1 protein-coding gene is annotated in these 432 nt (G+C 30.6%); it reads right to left on the bottom strand.

Features of this window, described 5'->3' with window-relative positions; translation table 11 throughout:
• Nucleotides 1–242: 242 nt before the first annotated feature.
• A partial coding sequence (locus AC1DJR_RS33585) for a helix-turn-helix domain-containing protein (RefSeq protein WP_477004634.1) occupies nt 243–432 on the bottom strand: 190 nt, incomplete at its 5' end.

Genomic DNA, 432 nt, shown 5'->3' on the forward strand with positions numbered 1-432 from the left:
CAATAGGCTTGTAATTTTTTCTTTAGTAATTACTTGAACACCCATAGCATCCACTTCCCCTTTTTCATGTAAATTAATACCATAATATCAAAAAATACAGCTAAACACATTAAATATTCAGAAGATTGAATATTTCTCAATAAAATATACATCTAATTGTTTTCTTTGAAATAAGTCTAATAACAAACTAAAAGGACATTTTTACTAAATAAATCGTAATTACATATAAATTCATTTTGCACCTATTTTTTAGGGCACGATTGCCTTTTTGAAACGATCCATCTATTACCGATTTTCTTCGCTTTAACCTCACCAGAAGCACATAAGTTTTTTAATGTTCCAGGTGACATGTTCCACTGTTCAGCCGCTTCTTCTACACCCATAACCTCATCTAGCGGGTTTCTATCCTCATCAATATAATTAATCACCAAT

This window comes from Bacillus sp. 05T31 (genome assembly GCF_056396725.1).